We start from the raw sequence: 10,300 nt of genomic DNA, 5'->3' as shown, positions 1-10,300 counted from the left end.
TGCCTGCGCCACAAACGAGGACGCGAATCTTAGGCCATCCCGCGCCGCATGACAAGGGTGTGACGGGAGATTTTTTCGTCATTCAACCAGCAACTATTTTCCCGGCGCCTTCCCGACCTGCGCCACCGGGTCCACCGACTTTCCATCCGCCTCCGCAGCCAGTACGCGAGCGTCGGGCGAGCCGATCGTCCAGTCGTGCAAGACCGTATAGGCCACGGCAAGCAGCGTCGGCCCAATGAACACACCGAGAAAGCCAAACGCGAACGCGCCACCGAGAATACCGAGCATCACGAGAATCAGCGGCATGTCGCTGCTCTTGCCGATCAGGATAGGCTTGACGACGTTATCGGACATACCGACCACCACCACGCCCCACACCACGAGAAATATTGCCCATCCCGTCTCGCCGCCGTGATAAAGCCAGATCGCGGCAGGCAGCCATACCACGACAGGGCCGCCGGGGATCACCGACAGAAAGAACGTCGCGAGCCCCAGCAACGCCGGCGCTGGAACGCCCGAGATCCAGCAGCCAAAACCAGCCAGCACGCCCTGCACCAGCGCAGTCCCGAGAATGCCGTACACCACGCCTTTTACCGTGCTGCCCGCCAGGGCCAGCAGATAGTCGGCGCGCTCACCGGCGATACGTCGCATGCCCGCGTTGAGCCACGCGGCAGCGCCCTCGCCACCCGTATAAAAGAAGAAAGTCAGAATGATGCTGAGCGCGAGCAACCCCAGTCCGTGCGTGACGGCGAGAGCCGCCGCGAGAATCCACTTGCCGGCCGGCGCGGCCAGCACACGCAATTGCGAAACCATCTCGGAGTTGCTGCTGGTCACGCGTACCCAGAACGATTCAATGCTCGAACCGACGAGCGGAATCCGCGCCACCCAATCCGGCAGATCCGGCAAGCCCGCATCCATCAAGTGCTGAACGAACGTGGTGATATCCCTGGTGTGTGCACCCAGCGCGAAACCCGCGTACACGAAAGGCCCCAGCACGACGACCAGAATGATGAGCACAATCAGCGTCGCAGCCCACCTGCGCCGCCCGCCCAGGCTCGCCGACAGCTTGCAGTACAGCCCCCATGAGCTGTAGCTGAGAATCGCGCCCCACAGCAGCGCGGTCGTGAATGGCGCCAGCACCAGCAGCGAGCCGCCGACCAGCAACAGCAACGCGAACACGGCGGCAAGCCGCTCGATCAGTTGGTCCGATTTCACCATGAGCGACTCCCGACACCGTTGCACGCAGACCGAAGCGACCCACGACGCGCAGACATCCAAACATCTGCAGAACGAGTATAGGAAAGCGCACGGGAAAACGACGCACGCGAAGATGCGCGTCGGCGGCGAGCGGGCGAATGGGCTTGCTCCCGCGACTGCAAAGGCGATAGCGCCGGCGAATCACTGCCAGCAGTGCGTGTCGATAATATGTCGGCGAAGAAACGACTAGAATATATGGTTCTCTGCACACAACCTCCGGATTTATGCGCTCGCGAATCGCTAAACGACTCCCTCCCGATGCCGACAAGCTGGTCGGTCTTTCGCTCGCGCTTTTCGCGTCGGGCAGCCGCACCGAAGACCGCTTCTGGGAAGCCAAGCTCGACGCGCTGCTCGCAAAAATCGTCCGCAATGGCAATCAGACGACGCTCGACGCAGCGCTCGACCATCTTCAGCAAAATCACCCTGACGCTTACGGCGCCCTCGCTGACATGGCGGAAACGCATAGCGAGTCGCTGGTCGTCGAACACGACGGCGTGCAGTACGAAGCCTTGCTGATCGCCGCGCCCGTATTGGCCTGGACGCGCTATGTGATTCCGTCCGGCGCGCTGAAAGGCGATGCGGCCGACGCGCTGCGCGCGCATCTGCAGGCGCACGTGCTGGCGGACGGCACCCGCGTCGCGATGGCGCCCTTTATGTATAGCATCGACCAGTTGCCGCGTCACCATGTCGAAACGTGGCGTCTCGCGCAGCAACTGGCACAGGCGGCCGTCGGCGGCGGCAACGCGAAAATCAACTTCGGCGAGTTGCCGGAAACGTCGCCGATTCTGGCCGACCCGCGCTTCCTGCTGGCCGTCGTCGCGGCGCCCGTCGGCGCGCCCGTGTTCCGCTGGCAGGAAGAAGAGCACGGTACGCGGATCGAGCGCAGTCAATGCCTCGAACAATGGGCAACCCAAGGCGGCGCCAATCTGGCTGTCGTGCTCCCGGGCTGCGAGTTCGAATGCCTGTTGCCGGATGCTTACTACTCGGCCTGTCGCGACGCCGACGAGCGGGTGCGCCCGCACACTGTCCGCACGGCGGTGCGCTACCTGTTCGACACCATCGGCGCCACGCCCGACGAACTGCGCGCTGTCGTTGCCGGCTTCGGCGAGCGGCGCATCGACGAATATCGGATCGGCTTCACGCGCCGCGGCAACAACGACGTCATCTACGGCGTCGTGTGGCCGTTGTATGGCCGCGAGAACGGCGACCCAGGCATCGACGAAGAGCCGCAGGAAGCGATGTCCAGCGACGGCCCGCTCGAAGACATCGTGGCATTGCTGAAGGAAACAGGCGTCACCGATATTCGCCGACACGCAGGCCGCTTCGAGCCGGAATATTGCGACGACTGCGGCGTGCCGCTTTATGCGGATCCGCTTGGAGAGATCGTTCATGCTGAAATGCCGGAAGATGCAGAGCCTGCACAACCGCATTTCCACTGATCACTTCAGAATTTTCCATGCGTTTAATCAAGCCCCGCTGTACGCGGGGCTTTTTTCATGGCACTCGTCCTATGCCACCTGGACAGGCGGCCACGAGACCGGGAATTTGTCATCATCGACAGGATGATGGTGCATCGCTGCGCGACGACGATTTCGTTGCTGGCACCGCGCCGCCACGACTGATCGAACAGGAGGCAACGCATGCGATTTTCAGTTCTCAACTCGGACGCCGAACGCAGGGAAGGACTCAAGGCGCTCTTACGGCAAATCGACCGGCAGGCACGCTTTGGCGAAGCACAGGACTGGCCGCAGGCCGAGCGCACGCTGCGCCGCCAGCAACCGGACATGCTGGTGATCGACTGGGAAGACTGGATGTCGCCGACCGACGCTCGTGCGTTGCTCGCCAATCATCCGGGCTTGCCTGTCGCCGTGCTGGTCGACGACATATCGCCCGCCCATGTACGCGCGCTCATTGAAAAAGGCGTGCTTGGCGTGATTCCCCGCTCGACGGACCCGCGGGTCATCGTGCGGGCGCTGGAAATGGTTCTGCTGGGCTGCCACTACATCCCCGCCGGCGCGCTTTCGCTCGATGTGCCCGCGCAATCCGGCACACTTGCCCGTCCGCTGAACGAAGCGCACTCGCTCGAGCTGGTCGCCGCTCCGCCGAAGCGGCCGCGTTTCGCGGGCGGTCTTTCGCCGCGTCAAGAACAGATCATGCGCTGCGTGCACATGGGAAGCACCAACAAGATGATCGCTCGCGCGCTGGGCATCAGCGAGGGCACGGTGAAGATTCATCTGGCCACGATCTTCCAGCAGCTCGGCGCGCCGAATCGCGCCGCCGCCGTCGCCATTTACAACGGCTGGCTCACCGCGCAACTAGAAGTGCTGCGCAGCGGACCTAATCGCATCCAGCGTCCCGCGCGCGTGTCCAACGTCGCGCCGTCGCGGCAACGCAAGCCGCGCACGTTTTGCTATCCGTTGCCCGCCAACGACACCGCCGCGGCACTGCCGATGGCCGCCGAAGCAACCACGCCATACGCCACGCGGCGCAAGAGCAGGGCGCGCGACGAAGGCGCGATGTAAGGTCGAAAGGAACCGATCATGAATGGATATAAATCATGGCTGGCATGGAATCCGCTCACACCTTTCGTCCTTCAACGAGTAATATGAAGCCATGGGTTTCCTCTATACACCGCTTCCGTTGTGGGTCGCTGTCGGTGGCTGGATCGCCGCTGTGGCTGTGCTCGCGCTCGCGCTGTGGAAGAACCCGTTCAGGCGATTGCAGGAACCCGTGCTCCAGCATGTGTGGCTCGCGATCATCGTCGCGGTGTCCGTGCTGTGGGCGAGCAACGCGTGGCTCGAAGACGGCACGGTGATCCATCTGCTCGGTGCAACACTGGTCGTCACGCTATTCGACTGGGGCCTCGCGCTCGTCGCCATGGCCATCGTGACGGGGCTCGCGGCCGTCGTCTTCGATGCACCGTGGCAAGGCATCGCGCTCACCTTCCTCGTCTACGGCGCCGTGCCCGTCGGTGTATCGACGCTTCTGCAGCGCGCAAGCATCGCATGGCTGCCGCGCAATCTCTTCATGTTCATCTTCGGCCAGGGCTTCGTGTCACCCGCGATCGCCGTCACGGTGGCATCGGCTGCTGCACTGGCAACGCACGTCGCGCTCACCAACGGTTCGATGTCCGCCATCCCGGCCGGCTACGCTTTTAGCGTGTTCCTGCTTGCATCGGGTGAAGCGTGGTTCACGGGCATGTCGACAGCGTTGATCGCCGTCTATCGTCCCGCGTGGGTCACGACCTACGATGTGCGCCGCTATCGCCTCGGCGGCCCGCGCACCTGAACCCAGCTGATGTAGCCGCAGTGAAGCGGAACACTTAAACACGGATCACGCGACGCATCCCATCGCTGCTGGCGCATACCCGCGGCATCCGCCGACGCATCGCCTCATCGGGCTGCCTGACCACGACATAGCGCGACACAGCGCACGGACACTGCAAAATATTTGTGCCAGGATTGAACTCATTCCTGTGGGCGGGCATCTTATGTGCCAGAAGTCTTCACAGCATTGACCCAGATAGATGGAACGCACCAACGCACCGCGCCGATTGCTGCGGTTGGTCGGCCGGTTTGCGGTGTGGGCTGCGAGCACATCACTCGTATGCACACTGCCCGCCTTCGCCGATCAACTCGGACAGCACAACGACCTTGTCAGCAAGTTCATCAACGACATGCACGCCGATCCCCTGGTCGCGGATTGCGCCGCGCATGGCGACTTCGTCGCGAGCACGTCGACGGCTTTCGATCATGTAGAGTTTCCGCCCAGCTCGTTCGACAGCGCGCATTCATCTGTCACGCCATGGAACGATTCGTTCGACGAGGGTAAGCAGAAGGTCAAGGTCGACAGCATCGTGACCGTCGAGGGCCTGGGCATTCCGCAAGCCGGCGGTGAGCCATCGCAGCTCAAGTTTCGCTGCGGCTACGTCGGCGCACAGATGCTCGCGTTCAGCTGGAACGATCCGGTGCCGCCTTTGCGCGCACGCAGCGCTGCGTCGTCGGACACGCAGGGGGCGAAGGGCAAGCACGCGGCCAGCGGCAAGGGGTCCAAGAAGAGCGCGGGCGGCAAAGCGGCCAAGGGTGGCACCACGAACAAGTCGGGCACGAAGAAATCGGGCAAGTCGTCGAGCAAGGCGGTGACGACCAAAAGCAGTGCAACCAAGAGCGGCGCCACCAAGGCAAGCGCGAAAAAATCAGCGACAAAGAAAAAGTAATGACGCCGCGGCGCCGTCTGATTCGACCATCGGATCAGACGCTTTTCAAACAGCGAGGCCACGCACGATGCGTGGCCTCGCTTTTTTACACACCTTTGCCGCGCGCCGATGCACGCAGCGCGCGTGTCAGGCGAACGCCTCCATGTGCCAGAGAATCGCCTGCAGCATCGCAGCGCCGAGCGATGCGCTGCGCTCGCCGTTCCAGCCGACGCGCTCGTCGGGCAGATTGGCGTTGTCCTTGAACGGCATTTCCAGCGTCAGCGACAGGCAACCGAACTCGTTGCCGATGTACTTCGACGCGAGCTTGAGCGCATCCTGCCGATACTTGCTCGCTTCGTAGCCGTATTTGTCCTGGAAGTCGGGACTCGCGCGCTTGAAATTGTCGATGAACGCCGTCTGTTCCTGTCGTTGCCGCTCAGTGAAGCTCGGCAGCATCTCGGAGCCCGCAACGAACACATACGGCAGCGCTTCGTCGCCGTGAATATCGAAGAACAGATCGCAGCCGGTGGCGTGAATCGCGTCGCGCACCAGCAGCACTTCGGGACTGCGCGCGGCGTCCGGCTCCATCCATTCGCGATTCAGGTTCGCGCCTGCCGCATTGGTGCGCAGGTTGCCGTGCACGCTGCCGTCCGGATTCATATTCGGCACGATAAAGAAGTCGGCGTAGTCGTAGAGCTTGCGCGCGACGGGGTCACCCGACCAGTCGCCCCACCCCGCGAGCCGCTTCACCAGCCCTTCGACGAACCATTCGGCCATCGTCTCGCCCGGATGCTGGCGGGCGATGATCCAGATTTTCTTCTTCGGCTTCAGCGTGCCGTCTTCGAGCAACGTGGGCGCGCCAAGCGTCAGCAGCGACATCGGACGTCCCTCGACGGTCTTGCCCAGTTCTGTCAGCGCGGCATGCGGCATTTGTTGAACGGCGCCGAGGAATTCCGAGTGGCGCTCTTCGCTGTACGGCTCGAAGTACGCGTAATGGATGCTGTCGAAGTCGGGCGTGTGGTCGATGGTCAACACCCGGCCGTCGAATGAAGTCGGCACGCGGAACCAGTTCACACGGTCATAGCTCGCGCACGCCTGATAGTTGCGCCAGCCTTCGGCGAACGCACAGTCGGCGGCGTTTTCGAACGTCATCACGCAACGTTCGCCGCGCGCGCCCGACAGACGGAAATAGAACCACTGCGCAAAGTCCGCATGGCTGTCCGGGCGCACGCGCAGACGGATGTTGTCGGCCTGCTCGCAGGACAACACTTCGATCGCGCCTGCGTCGAAGTTGCTTGTAATCGATAACGTCATGATGTTCTTCCTGCTGTCCATACTGCTTGCACGGCGCGGCGTCAGTCCGCGACGCGCCGGCGAAATACATAAGTGGAGTCGTTCGATGCGACGGCGTCGAACGCATAGCCTTCGGCATCGAAACCCTTCAACTGTTCCGGCGTGTCGAGCCGGTTCTCCACGGCGAAGCGCGCGATCAGACCGCGCGCGCGTTTGGCATGAAAGCTGATGATCTTGTAGCGGCCGCCCTTCCAGTCCTCGAACACGGGCGTGATCACAGGCGCGGCGAGCAGCTTCGGCTTGACGGACCTGAAGTACTCCGTCGACGCGCAATTGATCAGCACACGCGAACCGTCCTGCTTCTTTTCGAGTTGTCGGTTGAGCGCCTGCGTGATGCGCTCGCCCCAGAACGCGTACAGATCCTTGCCGCGGCTGTTCTCGAAACGAGTGCCCATTTCGAGCCGGTAAGGCTGCAGCAGATCGAGCGGACGCAACAGGCCATACAGGCCCGACAGCACACGCACGTGCTGCTGCGCATAGTCGAGATCGGAAGCCGACAGCGACTTCGCGTCGAAACCCTCGTAGACGTCGCCATTGAATGCGAGCACGGCCTGCTTCGCGTTGGACGTGTCGAATTTCGGCGACCAGTCGGCGTAACGCTGGAAGTTCAGATGCGCGAGCGGATCGGAAATATCCATTAGCGTCGCAATATCCTGCGGCGACAGACGCCGCAGATCGCCGATCAGTTCAGCGGCGTCATCGACAAAATCGGGGATCGTGTGCTTCCTGACGTGCGGCGGTGTGTCGTAGTCCAGCGATTTGGCCGGCGACAGAACGATTATCATAGAGGCTTTCAGGCACGCCCGTGCCTGGCGGTCAAAGACGAAAGCCAGATTGTAGCGAATGCCCGAAACCCTTGCCTCGCCTGAACAGAACGCATCTGCACACGCGCTCGGCGTCGTGCTCGATTCGAACGTGTGGATCGACATTCTCGTGTTCGACGATCCGCACACGCGCCCCATTCACGCCGCGCTCGAACGCGGCACGCTGCGCGCGCTGATCGACGCGCGCTGTCTCGCCGAGCTGACGCACGTGCTCGATTATCCGCAGTTCGAAAAGCGCGCGATCGACAAGGCCGCCGTGCTCGCGACCGTCGCGCGGCTGTCGACGCTGGTCGAGCCGCCCGCGCCCGCCGACGACGCGCGGCCGCTGCCCAAATGCAAGGACCGCGACGACCAGAAGTTTCTTGAACTCGCGCATGCGATGCAGGCGGACTGGCTCGTCTCGAAGGATCGCGCGGTGCTGAAGCTCGCAAAACGGATCGCGCGCGACTTCGGCTTCCGGATCGCGCAGCCCGGGCCGTTCGTCGCCGGGTGCGGGATCGCGATCGACGAGCCCGTTGCGGCCTGATGCGGTCCGAAAGCCGGACGTCTTGCACTTCGAGCCCTGACCCGTCATCCCCGGCGCCGATTTTCCCTACAATCGAGCTTCACGCGCCGCCATCTGGGCGCACCCGTTTGTGCCACAACCACCCGGCCCCGCTTTGCACCGCGACATGAACGCACCGACCACGCCTATGACGACCATGCCTCCTACGTTCCCGTCCCGTTTGCCGAATGTCGGCACGACGATCTTCACCGTGATGAGCGCGCTCGCCGCCGAAAAGAACGCTGTCAATCTCGGCCAGGGTTTTCCGGATTTCGATTGCGATCCGAACATTGTCGACGCAGTGGCGAACGCGATGCGCGAAGGCCATAACCAGTATCCGCCGATGGCCGGTATCGCGCCGCTGCGCCAGGCGATCTCCGAGAAAATCGCAAGCCTGTATGGACGGCACTACGACGCGACCACGGAAATCACCGTGACGGCAGGCGCGACGCAGGCGCTTCTGACGGCCATCCTGTGTGCCGTTCATCCGGGCGATGAAGTGATCGTCGTCGAGCCGACCTACGACAGCTACTTGCCGTCCATCGAACTCGCGGGCGGCAAGCCCGTTTTCGTCACGCTCGAAGCGCCCGATTACGCGATTCCGTTCGACCGGCTCGCTGCCGCGATCACGCCGAAAACCCGCATGATCCTGATCAACACGCCGCACAACCCGACGGGCACCGTCTGGCGCGCGAGCGACATGCAGAAGCTCGAAGACATCGTGCGCGGCACGAATGTTCTGATCGTGTCGGATGAGGTCTACGAGCACATGGTCTACGACGGCGCGCCGCACGAAAGCGTCGCGCGTTACCCGGAACTGGCGCAGCGCAGCTTTGTCGTGTCGAGTTTCGGCAAGACCTATCACGTGACGGGCTGGAAGGTCGGCTATGTGGCTGCCCCCGCAGCGCTGATGGCGGAATTCCGCAAGGTTCATCAGTTCAACGTGTTCACTGTCAACACGCCGATGCAACTGGGCCTCGCGCATTACATGCAGGACCCGGCGCCGTATCTGAATCTGCCCGCCTTCTATCAGAACAAGCGTGACTTCTTCCGTGCCGGCCTGCAAAACACACGCTTCAAGTTGCTGCCTTGCACGGGCACGTACTTTCAGTGCGTCGACTATTCGGCCATCAGCGACATGCGCGAAGCCGAATTCGCGCAATGGCTGACGAGCGAGATCGGCGTCGCGGCCATTCCCGTGTCTGCGTTCTATCACGAGCCGCATGAATCGGGCGTCGTGCGCTTCTGCTTCGCGAAGAAAGAAGACACACTCGCCACCGCGCTCGAACGGCTGGCGCGTCTCTGACATGGCGCGCGCGACGATGCGAACGAACCCGGGTTCTTCGCCATCGCGCGCGAAGCGAACGGGCGCGCCTGCGGCTTGTGCATCGCCGCAAGCACGCGCCGCGCGTTCACTTTTTCTTTTGCGCTTCCATGTACGCCTTGCGGTCGTCCGTCACGCGCTGTGCGGCCGGGCGCGCATTGATCGTCTTCACGTACGGCTTCCAGTCGAGGCCGACATCGAGCAGGAAATCGTGCCCGTAGACGGCCTGCGTCGCCATGCCGACAAGCGGCAGACTGGTGAAGCCCGCAACGTCCGCAATACAGAACTCTTCACCACGGACATAAGGCGTGAACTTCGCAAGCCGTCTGAAGCCGCGAATGTGACGGATCAGCAGTTTCTCGGTGCGGCCTTTCGTGGCATCGGTGATCGTGCCGCCGAAAAACGCCTGCTTGTACAGATTGCGCGCGGTCAGTTCGAGATGCACGTCGATGAACGTGATCAGCTCGCGCTCTTTGGCTGCTTCCCAAGGGACGCGCGAGAACATCGCCTTCTCGGTAAACATCGCGGCCGCGTATTCGAGGATCACCTGCGACTCGCACAGGCTGCCATGCTCCGTCTGGATGTACGGCACCTTGCCGAGCGGCGAATGCTCGAGAATCGCCTCGTCATCGCCCGGCAGCACGAACACTTCTTCAAATGGAATGCCGAATTCGAGCAGCGCGAACTTCACTTTGTTGTAATAGTTGGACAGCGCAAAACCATGCAACTTGATCATCCGGTGTCTCCCTGCGGATGGTTATCGAGAGTCGCCTGTCATTCGTCGCGAAGACGCCGAATGCAAC

General features: G+C 62.5%; 10 protein-coding genes. 6 read left to right on the top strand and 4 right to left on the bottom strand.

What is annotated here, in order from left to right:
- Positions 1-93: 93 nt before the first annotated feature.
- On the bottom strand, positions 94-1,218 hold the full coding sequence (locus tag J8I87_RS26760; RefSeq protein WP_209935078.1) for an AI-2E family transporter: 1,125 nt from the start codon (positions 1,216-1,218) through the stop codon (positions 94-96).
- A gap of 263 nt (positions 1,219-1,481) precedes the next feature.
- Between J8I87_RS26760 and J8I87_RS26755 the strand changes: the two genes are divergently transcribed.
- The 4 genes from J8I87_RS26755 to J8I87_RS26740 all read left to right on the top strand — a co-directional run bounded on the left by J8I87_RS26755 (position 1,482) and on the right by J8I87_RS26740 (position 5,473).
- Positions 1,482-2,696 carry a DUF2863 family protein gene (locus tag J8I87_RS26755; protein WP_209935077.1) on the top strand — a complete coding sequence of 405 codons (1,215 nt, stop codon included), beginning with the start codon at positions 1,482-1,484 and terminating at the stop codon, positions 2,694-2,696.
- Between the two features lie 201 nt (positions 2,697-2,897).
- Positions 2,898-3,779 (top strand): DNA-binding response regulator, encoded by an 882-nt coding sequence (locus J8I87_RS26750; RefSeq protein WP_209935076.1) that lies wholly within the window; start codon positions 2,898-2,900, stop codon positions 3,777-3,779.
- Positions 3,780-3,870: 91 nt separating this feature from the next.
- Positions 3,871-4,545: an energy-coupling factor ABC transporter permease gene (locus tag J8I87_RS26745; RefSeq protein ID WP_209935075.1), complete on the top strand. Its 675-nt coding sequence runs from the start codon at positions 3,871-3,873 to the stop codon at positions 4,543-4,545.
- A gap of 238 nt (positions 4,546-4,783) precedes the next feature.
- Positions 4,784-5,473, top strand: a complete 690-nt coding sequence (locus tag J8I87_RS26740) for a BspC domain-containing protein (protein ID WP_209935074.1) — start codon at positions 4,784-4,786, stop codon at positions 5,471-5,473.
- A gap of 126 nt (positions 5,474-5,599) precedes the next feature.
- On the opposite strand, the gene J8I87_RS26735 is transcribed toward J8I87_RS26740, so the two are convergent.
- Both J8I87_RS26735 and yaaA read right to left on the bottom strand, forming a co-directional pair.
- Positions 5,600-6,766 carry a M14-type cytosolic carboxypeptidase gene (locus J8I87_RS26735; protein ID WP_209935072.1) on the bottom strand — a complete coding sequence of 389 codons (1,167 nt, stop codon included), beginning with the start codon at positions 6,764-6,766 and terminating at the stop codon, positions 5,600-5,602.
- Between the two features lie 41 nt (positions 6,767-6,807).
- Positions 6,808-7,590, bottom strand: coding sequence for a peroxide stress protein YaaA (yaaA, locus tag J8I87_RS26730; RefSeq protein WP_209935071.1), 783 nt, complete (start codon positions 7,588-7,590; stop codon positions 6,808-6,810).
- A gap of 58 nt (positions 7,591-7,648) precedes the next feature.
- Here yaaA and J8I87_RS26725 point away from each other — a divergent pair, with 58 nt between their 5' ends.
- Both J8I87_RS26725 and J8I87_RS26720 read left to right on the top strand, forming a co-directional pair.
- Positions 7,649-8,155 carry a putative toxin-antitoxin system toxin component, PIN family gene (locus J8I87_RS26725; protein WP_209935070.1) on the top strand — a complete coding sequence of 169 codons (507 nt, stop codon included), beginning with the start codon at positions 7,649-7,651 and terminating at the stop codon, positions 8,153-8,155.
- 145 nt (positions 8,156-8,300) lie between these two features.
- Positions 8,301-9,479, top strand: a complete 1,179-nt coding sequence (locus tag J8I87_RS26720) for a pyridoxal phosphate-dependent aminotransferase (protein ID WP_409518805.1) — start codon at positions 8,301-8,303, stop codon at positions 9,477-9,479.
- A 106-nt stretch (positions 9,480-9,585) separates the two neighbouring features.
- On the opposite strand, the gene J8I87_RS26715 is transcribed toward J8I87_RS26720, so the two are convergent.
- Positions 9,586-10,233, bottom strand: coding sequence for a glutathione S-transferase (locus J8I87_RS26715; protein WP_209935069.1), 648 nt, complete (start codon positions 10,231-10,233; stop codon positions 9,586-9,588).
- Between the last annotated feature and the right edge of the window lie 67 nt (positions 10,234-10,300).

This window comes from Paraburkholderia sp. LEh10, assembly GCF_017814945.1.
Lineage (GTDB): Bacteria > Pseudomonadota > Gammaproteobacteria > Burkholderiales > Burkholderiaceae > Paraburkholderia.
Note: the sequence above shows the minus strand (reverse complement) of the source record. Positions and strands in the feature narration are given on the sequence as shown.